19 protein-coding genes are annotated in these 14,798 nt (G+C 59.6%); 5 read left to right on the top strand and 14 right to left on the bottom strand.

Features of this window, described 5'->3' with window-relative positions; translation table 11 throughout:
* Window positions 1-14 precede the first annotated feature (14 nt).
* Together QM712_RS12145 and QM712_RS12150 are read left to right on the top strand one after the other, a co-directional pair.
* Window positions 15-965, top strand: a complete 951-nt coding sequence (locus tag QM712_RS12145; protein WP_415023332.1) for a hypothetical protein — start codon at window positions 15-17, stop codon at window positions 963-965.
* Window positions 966-1,058: 93 nt separating this feature from the next.
* Window positions 1,059-3,536, top strand: a complete 2,478-nt coding sequence (locus QM712_RS12150; protein WP_415023333.1) for a hypothetical protein — start codon at window positions 1,059-1,061, stop codon at window positions 3,534-3,536.
* Between the two features lie 717 nt (window positions 3,537-4,253).
* Here the strand turns inward: QM712_RS12150 and QM712_RS12155 are convergent.
* Genes QM712_RS12155 through QM712_RS12165 form a run of 3 tightly spaced genes read right to left on the bottom strand, consistent with a single transcriptional unit; the run spans window position 4,254 to window position 6,889 of the window.
* A complete protein-coding gene (locus tag QM712_RS12155; protein WP_415023334.1) occupies window positions 4,254-5,561 on the bottom strand; it encodes a hypothetical protein in 1,308 nt (435 codons plus the stop codon).
* Window positions 5,561-5,902: a hypothetical protein gene (locus tag QM712_RS12160; RefSeq protein WP_415023335.1), complete on the bottom strand. Its 342-nt coding sequence runs from the start codon at window positions 5,900-5,902 to the stop codon at window positions 5,561-5,563. Before QM712_RS12160 ends, QM712_RS12155 begins: the two co-directional genes overlap by 1 nt.
* Before the next feature lie 60 nt (window positions 5,903-5,962).
* A complete protein-coding gene (locus tag QM712_RS12165; protein ID WP_415023336.1) occupies window positions 5,963-6,889 on the bottom strand; it encodes a site-specific integrase in 927 nt (308 codons plus the stop codon).
* Between the two features lie 70 nt (window positions 6,890-6,959).
* Between QM712_RS12165 and QM712_RS12170 the strand changes: the two genes are divergently transcribed.
* A complete protein-coding gene (locus QM712_RS12170) occupies window positions 6,960-7,145 on the top strand; it encodes a hypothetical protein (RefSeq protein ID WP_415023337.1) in 186 nt (61 codons plus the stop codon).
* A 222-nt stretch (window positions 7,146-7,367) separates the two neighbouring features.
* Here QM712_RS12170 and QM712_RS12175 read toward each other — a convergent pair whose 3' ends face one another.
* The 8 genes from QM712_RS12175 to QM712_RS12210 all read right to left on the bottom strand — a co-directional run bounded on the left by QM712_RS12175 (window position 7,368) and on the right by QM712_RS12210 (window position 11,724).
* Window positions 7,368-7,517, bottom strand: a complete 150-nt coding sequence (locus QM712_RS12175; RefSeq protein ID WP_415023338.1) for a hypothetical protein — start codon at window positions 7,515-7,517, stop codon at window positions 7,368-7,370.
* A gap of 203 nt (window positions 7,518-7,720) precedes the next feature.
* Window positions 7,721-7,933, bottom strand: a complete 213-nt coding sequence (locus QM712_RS12180) for a hypothetical protein (protein WP_415023339.1) — start codon at window positions 7,931-7,933, stop codon at window positions 7,721-7,723.
* Window positions 7,934-8,003: 70 nt separating this feature from the next.
* Window positions 8,004-8,813, bottom strand: coding sequence for a DNA-methyltransferase (locus QM712_RS12185; RefSeq protein ID WP_415023340.1), 810 nt, complete (start codon window positions 8,811-8,813; stop codon window positions 8,004-8,006).
* Window positions 8,814-9,014: 201 nt separating this feature from the next.
* A complete protein-coding gene (locus tag QM712_RS12190; protein ID WP_415023341.1) occupies window positions 9,015-9,263 on the bottom strand; it encodes a hypothetical protein in 249 nt (82 codons plus the stop codon).
* Window positions 9,264-9,477: 214 nt separating this feature from the next.
* Window positions 9,478-10,104: a transcription termination/antitermination NusG family protein gene (locus QM712_RS12195; RefSeq protein ID WP_415023342.1), complete on the bottom strand. Its 627-nt coding sequence runs from the start codon at window positions 10,102-10,104 to the stop codon at window positions 9,478-9,480.
* A 178-nt stretch (window positions 10,105-10,282) separates the two neighbouring features.
* Window positions 10,283-10,633 (bottom strand): hypothetical protein, encoded by a 351-nt coding sequence (locus QM712_RS12200; RefSeq protein ID WP_415023343.1) that lies wholly within the window; start codon window positions 10,631-10,633, stop codon window positions 10,283-10,285.
* Window positions 10,634-11,070: 437 nt separating this feature from the next.
* Complete coding sequence (locus QM712_RS12205) at window positions 11,071-11,412, bottom strand: hypothetical protein (RefSeq protein ID WP_415023344.1); 342 nt, start codon at window positions 11,410-11,412, stop codon at window positions 11,071-11,073.
* A gap of 51 nt (window positions 11,413-11,463) precedes the next feature.
* Window positions 11,464-11,724, bottom strand: coding sequence for a hypothetical protein (locus QM712_RS12210; protein WP_415023345.1), 261 nt, complete (start codon window positions 11,722-11,724; stop codon window positions 11,464-11,466).
* A gap of 172 nt (window positions 11,725-11,896) precedes the next feature.
* Between QM712_RS12210 and QM712_RS12215 the strand changes: the two genes are divergently transcribed.
* Window positions 11,897-12,961, top strand: a complete 1,065-nt coding sequence (locus tag QM712_RS12215) for a PAS domain-containing protein (protein WP_415023346.1) — start codon at window positions 11,897-11,899, stop codon at window positions 12,959-12,961.
* On the top strand, window positions 12,958-13,209 hold the full coding sequence (locus tag QM712_RS12220; protein ID WP_415023347.1) for a DUF6894 family protein: 252 nt from the start codon (window positions 12,958-12,960) through the stop codon (window positions 13,207-13,209). Before QM712_RS12215 ends, QM712_RS12220 begins: the two co-directional genes overlap by 4 nt.
* Before the next feature lie 552 nt (window positions 13,210-13,761).
* Here the strand turns inward: QM712_RS12220 and QM712_RS12225 are convergent.
* From QM712_RS12225 to QM712_RS12235, 3 genes are read right to left on the bottom strand one after another with little or no spacing between them, the layout of a single operon-like run.
* Window positions 13,762-14,325 (bottom strand): hypothetical protein, encoded by a 564-nt coding sequence (locus tag QM712_RS12225; protein ID WP_415023348.1) that lies wholly within the window; start codon window positions 14,323-14,325, stop codon window positions 13,762-13,764.
* A complete protein-coding gene (locus tag QM712_RS12230) occupies window positions 14,325-14,531 on the bottom strand; it encodes a hypothetical protein (protein ID WP_415023349.1) in 207 nt (68 codons plus the stop codon). The genes QM712_RS12225 and QM712_RS12230 overlap by 1 nt, the downstream gene beginning before the upstream one ends.
* Entirely contained in the window at window positions 14,531-14,797 is a 267-nt protein-coding gene (locus tag QM712_RS12235; RefSeq protein WP_415023350.1) for a DUF2312 domain-containing protein, read from the bottom strand. The genes QM712_RS12230 and QM712_RS12235 overlap by 1 nt, the downstream gene beginning before the upstream one ends.
* Window position 14,798: the final 1 nt, after the last annotated feature.

Genomic DNA, 14,798 nt, shown 5'->3' on the forward strand with positions numbered 1-14,798 from the left:
CAAGATTGGGTTGAATGACCCTTGTTGTCGCACAAAAGAAAGGGATCTGTATCTCGCTGGTTTCAGACACCGGCGTCACCTCGAATGGCGTTCAGTTGGGATTAGAACACCACCTTCCAAAGGTATGCATCCTCAATAGTCAGCTCGCCGTCGGATTTGCGGGCGCGTCCGAGCTGGCCGTTCAAGCTATAGCTGCCTTTCCTCGCGAAGTTTCCCCGACCTACCACGCGGTCACTCAGCACTTCCTCAACTCGCATAGAACAGACAACGTCGACTACATTATTGGTTTTGGCGCGCCCCTTTTTAAGCTGGCAAAGATATCCAACAATGAAGTCCGTCAGAATAGAACGTTCGAATGGATCGGTGATCAGGCCGGCTTTGAGAACTATCAAAGGTTTCGAACAGAGCGCGTCGATCCCGCGGTGCCACACTTCTCGACCATGATCAGTTCGACCCGTCCTTCCGAGCGAGGCACCCCGACCTTTGACATGGTTGGCTGTGTGCGAGACGTCATCCTTGGCCGACGTGTTCACTCTGTTTTTGGTCATCCTGTCGCCATTAGCAATGCCGATGGCGCGTTCGAGCTCAGAAGCTACGCAATTACGTTGGAAGAAAAGAGCCTCGCGATGCCTGACGGAGCGGCGCTTGATACCTTTCTACGTCAACTATCGGAAGCCCGAGCGTATTCGTTTAGTTGCTTCGTTGGCTCAACTGGCGACACGACGAACGCAGTTGCGTTTCACTACATGCGAGGCAAGGTGACCTACGTCTATTATGGTCAGCCAGGACACGCACTGACAGGGTACAAATCCTTTACTGGATTGAACATTGTCGAAATGGGTGAGACCACGAGAGCAGAATACGGAATCTCTTGGATCGGAGCCATCGGAAGCAGAACTGGTGTTCCGGCCGATTATGGTATCCCCGCCTCGGCATGGCGAACTCAAAAAAGCGCGGCTCGATAAATTCGATGCCCGCACTCTGGAGTCCGATAAGAGCCATTAGCGGACTCCAGATTATCCAATTCCGCTGACGACAAAATAAGTTGAGGGTGCTTCATGCAGGCCAAGTTTGAAATGACAGATGGCCGGAAGGCCTTGACAGGCATCTTGGCTGATTTTCCGAGCGACAGCGCCTTTTGGAACGAGGCTCAAAATCGCTTTCAGTTCGTCGACCGACTGCTGATCGAATGTTTGGGTTGGGAGCACCCATTTGTTGAGGTTGAGCAATCGGACGATGCGGGCGGCAGAGCCGACTATCTCCTTGGAAAGCCGACAAAGGCAGCTCTCGAAGCAAAGCGTGAGGCAGTACACTTCTCATTCTTACCTGCCACAAAAGGGGCCAATGTCCGCAAGCTGCGACCGCTCGTAGAAGCCTGCAAAAATCTAGAAAGTGCGGTGCTGCAAGTACTTAGTTATTGCACTCTTCATGGCGCTCAAATCGCAATTGTCTGCAACGGCCCACAACTTGTTATTTTTCAGCATCACATTCCAGGGCAATCTCCCCTTGATGGAGAGTGCTACGTCTTCGACGGCTTCGACATCTACGAAAGTCAATTCAGCTTACTTTGGACATTGCTTTCACCCGAGGGCATTGCCGAGAACAGAGCCTATCACAAGCTCTCCCAGTATCGAAACCCGCGAATTCCTGCCAAGGCCTACACGGCAATCGCCGAACCGATGGGCTATCGCTATCGCAATGAATTTCAGGAAAATCTACGGACCTTAGCCGAACTGCTTCTCGACACTGTCGAGGAAGACCCCGATTATAAGGAGGAATTCTACCGCGAGTGCTATGTGCCTCTCGAAGCTAACAATCGTCATTTGCTTTTGAGCAAAAGCATCATCTCAGCTCGCTACAAACGCGTGGGCGAAACTGGCAGCGCGCCGGCAATGATGAATACATCCGTCGAGGACGGACGCCTACAGATCGACAAAAAACTCGCTGCGAAAACGGTAGGATCAAGGCCAATCGTCGTCATTGGCGACGTTGGCGTGGGCAAGACCTCGTTCTTCGAGAATCTCTTCTGCGAACTCAGCAACGAAGATAAGGCAAACACCATTTTCATCCACCTAAACCTCGGGGAACGCGCCGCGCTGTCAGAATCCGTTAGAAGCCATGTACTCCAAAGTGTGCCGGAAATCCTTCGGCAGAAGTACAAGATAGATATCAACTCGAACTCGTTTATCAACAAAGCATACAAGGGGGAGATCGACGGCTTTGAGCAGAGCCCAGAGGGACGCCTGAAGAAAATTAGCCCAACCGATTACGAGAGAGCACTCATTGCCTTCCTTGTTGCGAAGGCCGCGCAGAAAGACTCCCATCTGCGAACCTCACTCGAATACCTAGCGAAGCACGAAAATAAGCAAATTTTGATTGTCATCGACAACGCAGATCAACGGAATTTCGACACACAGCAGGAAGCATTCATCATAGCACAGGAGCTTGCTTCCTCTCGAAGTCTTCTGGTCTTCGTGGCATTACGCCCCAGCACTTTCTTCCAATCCAAGCTGACAGGAGCGTTGTCGGGGTATCAGAACCGCTTGTTGACTATCTCGCCTCCGCCGGCAGATGAGGTTCTGCGAAAGCGCATAACGTTCGCAGTGAGAGTCGCAGAAGGTCAGGCCGCCCCCAAAGCACTGGACGGTATTCGCCTTAACATTAAGAGCATTGTCTACTTTCTCACCGCAACGCTTCGCTCAATTAGATCAAACGCTCAAATCCGGACATTCCTGAGCAATATTACCGGCGGAAACACGCGTCTGGTTATCGAGCTGATTACCAGCTTCTGCGGCAGCCCTAACGTCGACGGTCGTCGGATCGTTCGAATTGAGGAGGACGAAGGAAACTACCAAGTCCCCCTTCACGAGTTCACCAAACACGCACTGCTCGGCGAATATTCATACTACAACCAACTATCCTCGCTCGTTGCCTGTAACATTTATGATGTAAGTTCCGCTGACCCGCGAGAGCATTATCTCTCGCCGCTGATCATTGCTTACTTGGCGTCGCCGCTAGGCAATCAGAATAACGATGGCTTTGTTCCTGCAACCAACATCATGAACGAGATGATCCGCATTGGGTTTAGTCAAGACCAAATAAGGATTGCGCTCAAACGATTGGCCGAAAAGCGGCTGATCGAAACGCCTCACGCTCATTATCGAGAGATCCGTGTATCAGAGGACGCTTTGCCGGATCAGTTCTCATTCAGAGCAACCTCGATTGGACTGTACCACGTCAGGTTCTGGCTTGGAGCGTTTTCGTTTCTCGACGCGACTTCGATCGACACTCCCATTTTTGACGACAGCGCAAGGTCCAAAATATTCAAGACGGCGCCTTCGTTCGAAATAGCTGACCGCTATGAGCGCGCGCGAGCCTTCAAGTCATACCTCGAACGGTCTTGGCACGAAGCCAATTTCCCCGTCTCTTATCTTGATCTACCTCAGGTGTTTTCAGCGCAGTCGGACAGCTTTACGTCAGTCTCACGACATCTTAAAAAGAGCGCCGCACAGGGACGGTCCGGCACGCGAAGATAGCGATGTTCTGCGCTGGATTCCGATAACAGCCCTTAGCGGACTCCAGAACGTCGACCATTGTTTTCTACTAAACCTCGATCATTGGAGCGAAATCATGTTGCGCATTGCTTTTTTCGTGGCAGCGGTCTGCCTTGGCATTTTCCCGGCTCTTGCCGCTCCCTCTGGACTACTGAACAAAACTGTACGGATTTCCTACGGTTTCCTAATCCCAGGTAAATCAACCGTCGGTACGACGAACGGGAGCGGGCGCAGGGAGGGGCTGGTGCTTTACATCAGCAGCGCGGGTCGGGTTTTCGCCAAACGGGCTAGTAGGGCCGGTCGTGGCGAGGGAGAAGATGCGCAAGGAGGGCCGGAGCGAACTGGAGGCAACTTCCGCTTCGCGGGATCTAGTCTCGTCGCCACCCGCAAATTCGGAAATGCAGCGGGCCAAATGACAGTCACCTTCGACGCCGGCTTTCAGACCTGTACTGCGGATTTCGTCGTCGGGGGCGAGAATGGAGCGCCCATGACGTGGGTCGGTCTCAACGGAGAGCGGTACACGCAAACGGGGCGCCCCGCGTTTTCGTCGGTAACGTGCTCTGTTGAGAACGGAAACGCCTTCGCCAATTAAACGCTGCCTTCAGGCTTGAGTTGGCTTCCAGATGGTCGCGAAGAATCCGATAACAGCCCTAGCGACCCCAGCGATGGCGCGCAGGGCGCGGTGTTCGCGCGGCCCGTCTAAGTGATCGAGACCTTGAAATTTTGCAGCACCAACGTTCCGGAGCCATCGACTACTTCCGGACCGAATTGGACCTCACCGAGGTACTCAGCCCCGGTCATGATCCCCCTCGAGATCAGCGCGTTAAACAACGCCCTCCAGTCGAACGTCTCCTTGGGAGCGTCCTTGGTGACGTCCAAGCTCGCGGCGGGATTGCCCACGCGGTAGGTCACGTCAACAGCCTTGCCGCTGCCGAACCACGTAAGCAGCTGCATGTGGCGAAGTGCTCCGCCTGGCCGCGGCACGAATTGCAATCCGAAGTGCTGCATCGTGGATGTGAGCTTGGCGCCCAGGTTGAGGCCGCCGGTCGTGTCCATGTAACCGTATGAGGCATCGTGCTCGTTGATGCCGATCTGCACATCATCGATATTTGCGAGTGAGCCTGCCACGACCGCCAAGTAAAGGCTATGCCAGCTTTGCGTGGGGTAAGCGATGTGGAAGATGTCGTCGGTGCTGTCGTAGAAGCCGAGGCCCACGTTCGTAGCCGCGGTGGAGGTGCCCGAAATCCGGACGTCTACGTAATTTACGGTGGCGCCGTCCACCGTGGTAGAGCCAAAGCCAGCGACGGACATTGTCAGCCCGCTGCCATTGAGATTGGCGAACGTATAGGTGGGTAGCGTTCCAGGACTACCCGCCACCGCTCCAGACAACGATGGATTGCCGAAGAGGTTGGCCTGGTCTTGTGTCGCAAAGACATAGAGCCGAGGCCAATCACCACCCAGCTTGTACACGTCCACCTTCGGCGAAGAGATGGATACGTACGGCTCCGCGAAGTTCCGGACGCTCTGATCAACGGCGGACGTGTACCCGAGATTGTTGGTGAAGTACTGTATCTCATAGGCGATTTCGCCAACGTTGGCGGTACCCATGCTCGTGGTATGTAGCCACAGATCGTACATCGCCGAAACCTGACCAGTGCGGGTCATGGTCCAATCGTGACTGGATGTGAGGGTGGCAATCGCCGAAACCTTTCGGTGGGGCACGTCGGCAGCCAGCGCCACGTGATTATACGAGCGGACGTTCCCGTTGCCGGGGCTCGGCCATGCCCAGCTGTAGGTGACTGAGATAGGTTCAGTCTTATTCAAAATCTTGGTGGAGTCAGTGTAGTCGCTGCCGCGAACGAGCGCCCCCTTCCCCCACGGATTAACTCGGAAAATATAGGCTCCGACGGAGAGCGAGACACCGTCTTGGGCAAGCACGATAGGTCCGCGTGCTCCCGCGAGGCGAGCGGCCGACTTCAATCCAAGGCCGAGACCGAGGCGCGGCATCAGGACAGGCTCTTCACCGCGATTTTCTCGCCGGCGGCGATCGCAAGCTCGATCGCACTGCCGGCCGAGACCAGGCGACGGGCCGTGGTCGCGTTTGAGGCGGCTGTTGCCGTCGGATCCGGCGCCGACCCTTTCGCCACATAGGCGTCGGTGTCCACGGCAACGCGCGCGATACAGGCGTTATTGCAAGCGGTGACCTGCGCCGGCGTGACGGCGTTCGCCATCGTAGCGGCCGAACCACCGATCGTCAGGGCTTCCTGGTAGAGGCACGGCCCGTTGATGCTCGAGCCGCTGTAGTTCTTAAAATCGATGCCGCCGATTTCAACGGATGCCGTTGCCATGGTGCAGTTCTCCCTCGGCGCTTGAACCTCGCCGGCGCGCCCAGCGCGAGAATTTCGGGGTTAGAGGAATTCGCCGCCGAGGTGGTCCTCGAGCTCGTTGTCGCGGCGGTCGTAGATCAGCAACGTGTCGAGCTTCACGTGTCGGCTTTGCTTCTTGACCATCATCGGGTCGGCGCGCCGGCCGAGCGCTTCGGTGATGAACCCGGCGCGCATCGAATGACCGGAGAAGGCCGCCTCATCCAGGCCGGCGGCCTTGATGGCCCGTTTGACGATCCGCGCGATGGATCTGCCGGATAGTGCGCGGGCGCCGACGCGGCCGTGTCGATCGACTTCGCGGAAGACAGCACCGGCGGCGATCCCGGCCGCGGCCAGCCAAGCGTCCAGGGCCTCGACCGGGCGGAGCGTCTTTCCGTTAGGGACCGGGATCTCGGTGCCCTTTCCTTCCTGGTCACTCTTGGAACTCGCCAGGCGGATGAGGATGCCGGCGGGACGCCGGTCGATCTCCTCGAGCTGCAGGGCGATCAACTCGGATCTACGCAACGCCGCCCCGAATCCGACAAGCAGGATGGCCCGATCGCGCAGTCCCGCGAGAGTATTTGGCAAGGTCTCGAGCACTTTTGACAAGAGCGCCGCTGTTGTCGGCTTCTTGCGGGTCGGCTTCGACCGCAGCGTGCGGCGGATGCCGCGCATTGTTGCCTTGACGCCCTCGGCGTTAGTCGGCGGCTCCAGGCCGGCTGCCTCGTGGGCGCTCCGGATCGCGGAAACACGCCTCTGGATCGTCGACGACTTCCGCCCGCGATCCGCGAGCTGCGCCAGGTAGCGAGCAACCGTGGCGGGTTCAGCCGGCAGGCTCTGGACATCCGCGACCGTGCACCAGGTGGTGAAGTCGGCCCAGTCGGTGCGGTAACCCTTGCGAGTATTGGAGGCCTTCTCTGCCTCGATGAAGGCCCGCACCGAGGCCATCGGGTCGACGAGCTCGGTGGACATCGAGGGTCCTCATGACCGAATAATACAGGAGCACGTTCCCGAGGCTCTCCTTTTCAGCTAGCCTCCGGGTATGGACGCTGACGATCTCGAAGAACTCGATGAGCTGCTTGACGCCCTTTTGAATGCTCACTTCGATCTGGAGCTTTTGGATCGAGGAGGTCAGCGCGACCCTCGTTTGCGGCCTCGGTTTCAAGAGGAATTCGACGACGCGCGAAAAGAACTGATTGCTTTCATCCAGCGAACGCGCAGCAGCTAGAGTCCATTAAGGGCGCTTATCGGACGCCAGCAGCTCAGGGTCGAATAACATCTGCGATGCGTCGGTTTCGCGCGCGCCGGCGCTCACGCTTCGCTTCAGCAGCCCAGATCTTCGGGAGGGCTTGCTCGCGCGCGATCGCGGCTAAAGCGGCGCGGCGTGCGGTAATAGCCCGCGCGGCTTCAAGCAGCCGGCGATTGACCGAAAACGGGTTCGAAGGGAGCATCACGTTGTCTCGATGCGCACTTTGCCAAGCTCGAAGTCGAAGATCATCCGTCCGCGATTGAACGCTGGAACGTCATCAGCGCGGCGCCGATCGAGCGCGATGCGCAGATTGTGGATGATCACTGCGTCACCCTTTTCGTTGATGGCCATCATTCTCCCCGTGAATTTCGCGGCTGGAAGTCCCAGCTCCGGACGCCTCGCGAGCGAGGCCGGCCATGGCGATCTTCCAGCGCACTGCGCTCTTGTGACCCTCTGCTGAGGCGCCGTAAGCGCACCGGCTTCTCTGGTCCTCGTCGCGATCCGCTAAAGCCGGAAAGGCGGGGCGACGCCGGGGCGGTCCCCGGTCGTGAAACTCAGTTGGTGGCCTGGATCAGTGCCAGGCCGAGCTCGCGAGCTTTCGCTCGATCGAGCGTCGACTGGCCGAGGCCTCCGCCGGCGTCGATCGCGCTGCGCGCTATAACGCTGAACGTGCCGTCGATGTGCTGGTTGACCGAGACAAATTCGGGCTGACCAGCGCCAGGCGCGGTGTGCGCGAAAACGTTCTTCGCGATCGAGGTGAGTTTCATCCGAGAGAGCTCCCATCCATTCCCGGGTACGTCCGCCGGGTCGCGGCACCCACATCGCCAGTGCGCCGCCCTACTCCGCTTTCGCGGCTCTCGAAATCAATCGGGCCTTGCGCCCGGTGAACTGCTCCCAGCGCGCGATCGTCAGGCCGCAATACTCAGGACTGAGCTCGACGCCGAAGCAGAAGCGGCCGGTTATCTCGGCCGCGATGATCGTGGTGCCGCTGCCGAGGAAGGGGTCGTAGACCGCGTCCCCCTGAAGGGTGTGATGCAGGATCGGTCGACGCATGCACTCGATCGGCTTCTGCGTGCCGTGCCCGGTGTCGCTGCGTCGATGCGGAATCTGCCAGACGGTGGTCTGCTTGCGATCGCCGCGCCAGTTCGCGGTCTTGAGTTTCCGCACCGCATACCAGCAGGCCTCGTGCCGCCAGTGATAGTGTCCCCGCGAGATGATCAAGCGACCCTTGTCCCAGATGATCTGGGATCGCACTCGGAAGCCGGCCGCAGCCAGGCTCAGTTCGACAGAGCTCGCGTGCAGGCCGGCATGCCAGACGTAGGCGATATCGCCGGGAAATAGCGCCCAGGCCTCGCGCCAGTCACTCCGATCGTCGTTAAGGACCTTGCCCGTCGCGCGGACGATGGTCGGGCTGTCCTTCAATTTGCGGCGCCACTCCGGCTCGTAGCCGACACCGTATGGAGGATCGGTGGCCATCAGCCGCGGCCGGGCATCGCCGAGCAGCTTCCGGACAATGGCGGGATCTCTGGCATCGCCGCAGGCGAGCCGGTGTTTACCAAGCTGCCAGATATCGCCGTTAAGGACGCGAACGAATTTAGCCGGCCGAATGAAGGCCGGGGACTCAAGATTTTGCATGAACTGAGACACAACTGCCCCGCCGCGTGCGCGGTGGCGGGATGGCCGGATAGCGGCCGGATCAGGTCATGCGAGTTAGGAGCTCGCGGCTAAGGTGTTTCCAGCACCTGTGCCCCCGTCTCTTCTCGAGGCGGCGACGTTCAACGGCAACCGCGCGGAATGTTCAAATCCGCTACATCACGCGCCCGCCGTCGCGAGGCGCGCACCGGAAAATCAGTCGTGGATGTCGATCGGCTGGACCTTGATGGTCGCGTTCGAATACGACGAGGAGCCGCTGCTGTCGCAGAGATGGCCGGTCGCCTCCACCAGGATGACGCGCTGCGCGTCCTTGGGCGGCTGCATGTTCTCGATCGAGGTCTTGAGGAAGGCGTGCACGGGCCCCGGCAGCGAGGACTTGCGTTCCTCGAGCAGGCGCAGGCCGTGCAGGCGCGATCGCGCGACGAAGCTCAGTGAGAAAGACATCAGAGGGCGTCCTGGCCTATTTCATCATCATAGCTTCGCACGAGCTAATCTCCGCCGGAGATCAGGGTTCGGAACGGCATAAAGCCGCGCCGCGGCACTCCCCGGGTTACGCCGGTCGATGCCGCGAACCGCCGCCGGACAGCCCGGCCGCGTCGCTTTGCAGTCACCGATAATATGCCGATCGAATCCCGACCTGATGCAGATTGGGGAAAAATTATTGTTCTACGAACTGAAGCAGGCCCGGCTTCACCGGCCAGACCTTGCGGCCGAAAATCTCGACCTCGGTGAGCACGTTCACCCTGCCCTGCGCGTCGAGGTCGACGATCTTACAGAGCATTTTTCGCAGTGGCAGGATCTCGGCCCAAACATCGCGGCCGGAATAGTATGGCGTCTCTTTGGCGCGCGTCAGCTTCTTGATGTGCTGCGCGTCTTTCTTGGCCTCCATCTTCCGGACCTCGTCGACGATGATCTGCGGCAGCGTTGCCAGCTTCTGGCTGCCGGATTGCGTCATGAAATCGACGACGCCGCGGGCGCCCCTGACCCGCCCCCAAGCCTCCACGGTCTGCGGCATCGGTACCAGGAGGCGGCTCGGAAACATCGAGACCTTGATCTCGCGCGACCGCCGGCGGCCGCCTGGCGTCTTGCGGTGGAGGTGCGGCCAGTATGGATGCAGCCCGAGCTGCTCGAGGCTTTCGATGGCCCGCGTTTCGCGGCCCGGCTCGGTGATGACGACGTGCCAGAGCAGCTCGAGGCCGGCGACGGCGATCGGCTCCGGCTTCAGGATCCGGACGAAGCCGACGTGCGTGCCTTTGACCCAGGTGGACGTGTCAATGCGCGGCATGCAAGGGCCTCTTCTTTTTCGGTCTCGAGGCCGAGCTCGACAAGCTCGCGGATCAATTCGGCGAGCGAGATGTTCCGCTTCTCCGCGGCTGCGGCGAGTTCGGCAAAGGTGGTTTTCTCAAATCCGACGGTCGTTCGCGGCATCTGATTGCCGCCGGCGGTGTGACCTTGCGCGCGCATCAGGCGCTCTTGTCGACGGCACGGATACCCCGTTCTTCGGCATCGAGCGCATCGATCTGGCGTGACAGCTCGCGGCGACGTTCGCGCAGCTCAGTGAGACGAAGTTCTTTCATGCCGGCGACGATTTCGGGGATCGTGTCGACCTGACGCTTCAGCACCGCATCAACCTCCCGCTTCAGGTTGGAGGCGCGCAGCGCGATGAACCGCGCCGCGAGATCCCGGTCACTCGAATGGCCGATCGCAAAAGTGTCGAGCGTGCATCCCAGCTCCTGGAGCGTCAGGAACCTCTGTTCTGCAGCCGTAACGTCCATGGTCGTTCCTCGAACTAACAGTTTCGGCTGCTGCGACATCTTAGCGTCGATGAGAAAAAGGTTGAGCAGCGCAACGAAGGCGCGCGTTTGGTCGATGCTGACGTCGCCAGTCGAGCCATGCGGCTGATCAAAGCGGGCTCAAGCACAATCAGCCACCAGATCTTTCTCGATGAGTTAACCCGGCGCGGCGGTCACGCGGCCCGGCGCCCCCGTAATCAGAACCGTCTAGCAGCTCGGCCAACCGTTGTTCTGCGCTAGGTTGTTTCCTCCCCGGCGGGGCGGCAGCGATGGGTCGGCGCAGCGGCAGCGCGTCGCTCGGTGCCCTGCGAGCGACGTCCGGGGCGGCTCGCCGCTGCCGAAGCACGGCTAGTTTTGACCTGACGGCCGCCCGCGAATGGCCTGGGAACCGCGCACAGAAGGCTTCTAAGGATCCCCCACGCATTGCCGTCAGGCCGGCGAGCACCTTGAGCTCCTCGTCAGTCCAAGCCGGCATGCTCCCTCCCGGGGAAGGTCGCGCCGAGGCCGGTCGGCGCGAAGGCGACGTCTGCGCCGACGATGATGGTCCAGGCGTCGCGCCCTAAGCACGCTCCGGGGCTGGCCAGCACTGCCGCGATAGAGACCGCGGGCTTATCCCGCCAGTGCGCCAGGACCGCATTGCGGGCAGCCTGGAAGACGCAATCGCGGGAAAGACCACGGATCTTCACGAGCGGGGCCACCACCCGTATTTCGCAACCCATGGGCAAATCGATCGGTCTGCTGGCGCACGTCGCGCCGGCCGGCAAAAGAAATGACAGATGGTAGAAACTGGGGGAACGCATGCACATAACCCCTTGGCAACACCGGGTTACGGCAGAGCGGTGACGAAGCCGTTAACGGCTCAGCCGGGGATCCAGCGCCCGGACCTGATCCTCATGGCGGACTAGCAGGGCGAAAATCTCCTCTGCTTGGCTGAGCAGCTTGGCGCGTCGAAGCCAGCTACCGATCTCGATCGAGCCTGGATCGCGAGCGTTTCCGGTCAACACCAAGTGTTCGATAACGAAGATCCGATGCCGCTCCCACATGGCGATATCCTTCACCGCGGCAGCGATGTCGGCGAAGTCGTCGTTGAGTGATATCAGCTGATCCGACACAGCCCCTCCCCGCCCTCAATATACAATCGAGGAAAATTTATACAATGCAACCGGTTATGGCCCTCCGCTAATCTGGATTCTGAGAAACCGTTTTGTCGCGCTCCAGCGTGACCAATTGAGGACACAATACTGTCCCAATCGAGGTTGAGCCAACCTGGGAGAGTGCGCGTAGATGGAAACAGCCGCTGGAATTTATACGAGCATTATTTTCCCGGATGCCCTCTCGAAATCCAACCCGCAGCTCTCCGAAATTCAGATGGCGATGCTCGATGCCACGCCGGATTGTATCAAGGTGTTGTCGACGGATGGCAAGCTGTTGACGATGAACCGAGCTGGCCGCAACGCTTTAGGCGTTCCAGCAAATTCGAAATACGGCATGGAGTGGCTCGACCTCCTGCCGGAAGAAGTTCGTCCGGCCGGTCGCCGCGCGCTCGGCAAAGCGGCCGCCGGGAATGCCGCGCGCTTTCCCGGGCAGAGCATATCGTCGTCCGGCACACTGTATTGGGACAACCTTCTTGTACCGGTCGCCGACGCGGAAGGCCGCATTCTCTCGGTGCTCTGCGTCTCGCGCGATGTGACCGCAAAGGCCGTCTTGGAGAAGGAGTTGGAGGAGGCCATCAACAGGGAGAGGTTACTTTCCGGGGAGATGCAGCATCGGATCAAAAACCTCTTTTCCGTGGTGGCTGGCCTGATTTCCATGTGCGAGAGGGAGGCGGCCCACGACCAAGCCCCGGAGACGGCCACCAAATTACTGCGCGACAAGGTACTGGCGTTGTCCCGCGCCTCGGATGCCGCCTTCTCGCTACCCGACGGGGCTGAACTCGGATCGGATACGTTCGACCTCGCCTCGCTCATCAGCTCTGTGCTCAAGCCGTACGGCGACAAATGCAGCGTGAGTGGAAGTGCGATTCAGGTCCAGCGCAACATCATGACGAATCTGGCGCTTTACCTGCACGAGTTGGCCACGAACTCGATGAAATATGGCGCTCTTAGCGCGATCGGCGGCAACGTCGTGGTTGATTTTTCCGTCAGCGGGACGACGCTCGATCTCTTGTGGATCGAAAGAGGCGGCCCTGTGATTTCTAATTCCCCGGCTCGCCAGGGATTCGGCGGCGAGATGGTCGACCGCATCATGAGCTCGATTGGCGGCCTCGTTCAGAGATCGTGGCAGCCTGAAGGCCTTGTTGCTCGGCTGCAATTGCCCGACGTCATCACGCCACCGTCTGGTGCATCATGACACGCTATTATTTCGACCTGCGCGACGGCGATGAACTGGCGCTGGATCAGGAAGGTCTTGAATTGCCGGCGATCGAGGCCGCCGAAAGGGAGGCGGTACGTTCCCTGGCCGAGTTGGCTCGGGGCGAGGTCCTGATCTCACGCCGCGACGATCGCTCTTTCGACCGTCTCGGTGTCGAGGTTCGCGATGACAGTGGCCCCCTGTTCAAGGTGAGGTTTTTCTTCGAGAGCGATAGAACTCGTCATTGAGCGGTGCGCACCTCACGGGAGCGAACCAGCAGGCTCGGTAAGAAGCGTTACTGATCCGGCGCAACCCGCGGGGCGATGATGATCGACCCCGCCGCCGTTGACACGGCGGAGGCTAAAATTCCAGTCGCCTGATTGCTCGTCACCGTCGCTGGCTGCACCTGACCGCTGACCACGTTATTGCACGTCGACCGTGCGGAACAATTGTCCACAAAGGTGCTTAGGAACCTCACCGAGCAAACGTACCATCAAGGTGCAACGTGACTAATGAACAGGAGCCAGAGCCCCTCTGCCCGCGGTGCAAGACGCCCACTAAATTCTTCGCGTCGATACTCGACCTGAAGCGCGATAGACCAATCAAGATTTACAAGTGCGATAAATGCCGTGAGGAAATCTGGCAATAAGACGGCGCCGGCGCGAAGACCGGCGTAGATCGCCTCGCGTCACCGCCGGCTCGAGCCCAGCAGGGATCATCTGGTCCGCGACCCACGCAAATGGCAGACTGGTTCCCGCCCGCCGAAGCGGGCGCAACTTAGAGAAGTCCCATTTCGCGCGTCACCGTGGCAACTCCGCTGGGCAACCGTCGACGTGGGCAAAGGTCGTCGGAACGATCTGTCCGCAGTCCGGGCAACGAAACGGACGGCCGCGCTGGATTGCGTCGGCGCCGCCTTCGAAGACGAGCGCCGCGAGCCTGCAGATCCGATCGGCGGCAAGGTTTTTGACCCCGTCCCATTCGCCCGAATAGTCGCGACCGTCGTAGCGCTCGCCAACGTGAAACGAGACTTGCCCATGCGGCAGCTCGATGTAGAGGATATGGTGATGGGGATCGCCGCGGCCGCGGAGATCCGCGTCGATCGACCAGCCCCAGCGCCACCCGAAATCATATTTGGCGAGCGCACCGGCGAGATTCCTGATGCTCCAATCCTTCCGCTCATAGGCCGCGGTCTTGTGCCCGGGTCCTCGTCGATAGAGCTTTGCGCGTTCCGAGCACTTACAAGCTCGCAGCAGGTTGACGGCGATATCGCCGGCGTGCCCGTGCTCGCCCAGCTTGGCATAGAGCTGCCGTGTCGCCTCGCCGTTGGAGGCGCAATAGACCGCGAGGATCTCAGCGAGCTGCATCAGTTCTGCTGGCCGCGGGCAAGCAGTTTCCCGATGAGCTCTGACGCATTTGCGTTCAGCAGGACCAAGGCGAGCAGCCACCACCAGCCGCTATATCCCTTCCAGAACACGATGTAGGCCGTGCCGGCGATGATAGCGCCGTTCCAAACCGCGACGATCGAGATAACCAAGACCAGTGCATTTAGCCTCTTACTGTCATCGCCCATCACAACATCCCCAGCGCCTGGAGGTACGTCTCGAGGATCGTCTCCGCCTCGGCGCGCTCGTTCGGATCCTGCTTGCGCATCCGGACGATCGTCTTCAGCGCCTTGACGTCGTAGCCGTTGCCCTTCGCCTCCAAATAGACATCGTTGATGTCATCGGAGATCGCCTTCTTTTCTGCCTCGAGCCGCTCGATGCGCTCGACGATCGATTTCAGCTGGTCCTTGGCGAACCGTGTCGCCGGCTCGTCCTGGGCAACGCTGATGGCCATC

Origin of the sequence: Bradyrhizobium sp., from assembly GCF_047605465.1 — a bacterium.
Lineage (GTDB): Bacteria > Pseudomonadota > Alphaproteobacteria > Rhizobiales > Xanthobacteraceae > Bradyrhizobium.

Excerpts from the sequence above, each read along its gene's own strand:
- QM712_RS12145 (WP_415023332.1), top strand. The coding sequence starts at position 15 with ATGACCCTTGTTGTCGCACAAAAGAAAGGGATCTGTATCTCGCTGGTT.
- QM712_RS12150 (WP_415023333.1), top strand. The coding sequence starts at position 1,059 with ATGCAGGCCAAGTTTGAAATGACAGATGGCCGGAAGGCCTTGACAGGC.
- QM712_RS12155 (WP_415023334.1), bottom strand. The coding sequence starts at position 5,561 with ATGCCGCGCCTCGGTCTCGGCCTTGGATTGAAGTCGGCCGCTCGCCTC.
- QM712_RS12160 (WP_415023335.1), bottom strand. The coding sequence starts at position 5,902 with ATGGCAACGGCATCCGTTGAAATCGGCGGCATCGATTTTAAGAACTAC.
- QM712_RS12165 (WP_415023336.1), bottom strand. The coding sequence starts at position 6,889 with ATGTCCACCGAGCTCGTCGACCCGATGGCCTCGGTGCGGGCCTTCATC.
- QM712_RS12170 (WP_415023337.1), top strand. The coding sequence starts at position 6,960 with ATGGACGCTGACGATCTCGAAGAACTCGATGAGCTGCTTGACGCCCTT.
- QM712_RS12175 (WP_415023338.1), bottom strand. The coding sequence starts at position 7,517 with ATGGCCATCAACGAAAAGGGTGACGCAGTGATCATCCACAATCTGCGC.
- QM712_RS12180 (WP_415023339.1), bottom strand. The coding sequence starts at position 7,933 with ATGAAACTCACCTCGATCGCGAAGAACGTTTTCGCGCACACCGCGCCT.
- QM712_RS12190 (WP_415023341.1), bottom strand. The coding sequence starts at position 9,263 with ATGTCTTTCTCACTGAGCTTCGTCGCGCGATCGCGCCTGCACGGCCTG.
- QM712_RS12195 (WP_415023342.1), bottom strand. The coding sequence starts at position 10,104 with ATGCCGCGCATTGACACGTCCACCTGGGTCAAAGGCACGCACGTCGGC.
- QM712_RS12200 (WP_415023343.1), bottom strand. The coding sequence starts at position 10,633 with ATGTCGCAGCAGCCGAAACTGTTAGTTCGAGGAACGACCATGGACGTT.
- QM712_RS12205 (WP_415023344.1), bottom strand. The coding sequence starts at position 11,412 with ATGCGTTCCCCCAGTTTCTACCATCTGTCATTTCTTTTGCCGGCCGGC.
- QM712_RS12215 (WP_415023346.1), top strand. The coding sequence starts at position 11,897 with ATGGAAACAGCCGCTGGAATTTATACGAGCATTATTTTCCCGGATGCC.
- QM712_RS12220 (WP_415023347.1), top strand. The coding sequence starts at position 12,958 with ATGACACGCTATTATTTCGACCTGCGCGACGGCGATGAACTGGCGCTG.
- QM712_RS12225 (WP_415023348.1), bottom strand. The coding sequence starts at position 14,325 with ATGCAGCTCGCTGAGATCCTCGCGGTCTATTGCGCCTCCAACGGCGAG.
- QM712_RS12230 (WP_415023349.1), bottom strand. The coding sequence starts at position 14,531 with ATGGGCGATGACAGTAAGAGGCTAAATGCACTGGTCTTGGTTATCTCG.
- QM712_RS12235 (WP_415023350.1), bottom strand. The coding sequence starts at position 14,797 with ATGGCCATCAGCGTTGCCCAGGACGAGCCGGCGACACGGTTCGCCAAG.